We start from the raw sequence: 576 nt of genomic DNA on the forward strand, positions 1-576 counted from the left end.
CGGTCTGCTGATCTTCACTGTGATCACCAACCTGTTCATCCTCAACGGCCTGAACACCGCCGACCAGCTGGTCGCCAAGGGCCTGATCATCGTCGTCGCCGTGCTCCTGCAGCGGCGCAGCCTCAAATCACATACATAACACCCCGGCGCCGCCGGCACCCCCCATCCCCTGTCCCCTCCATCCAGGTCCGCCGCCGTACGGCTGCGGTCCCGGACTTGTACGCCCTTTTCCATCGCTTATCACCCCCACTGCAAGGGAGAACGACATGACGCAGAACCCCGGCCGCCGGGGCTTCCTCCTCGGCGGAGCCGTCCTCGGCGCAGGTGCCCTCATCACGGCCTGCACCAGCAACGAGCCGGCCGCGCAGGCGAGCGCGCCCGCCGCTGCTCCGGCGGCCGCGGCCACGGGCGGCAACGACGCCCCCGGCGACAAGGTCGTCATCGGCTTCTCGGCTCCGGCGGCCGACCACGGCTGGATCGCGGCGATCAGCAAGAACGCGGCGGACGCGGCCAAGCAGTTCTCCGATGTGGAGTTCAAGGCGGTCGAGCCGACCAACGACATCAACCAGCAGATCT

1 pseudogene is annotated in these 576 nt (G+C 68.2%); it reads left to right on the forward strand.

Annotated features, from left to right (window positions below):
* Positions 1-266 precede the first annotated feature (266 nt).
* Positions 267-576, forward strand: a pseudogene (locus HHX30_RS40405) (sugar ABC transporter substrate-binding protein); the annotation flags it as partial.

This window comes from Microbispora sp. H10836 (genome assembly GCF_012999525.1).
GTDB lineage: Bacteria > Actinomycetota > Actinomycetes > Streptosporangiales > Streptosporangiaceae > Microbispora.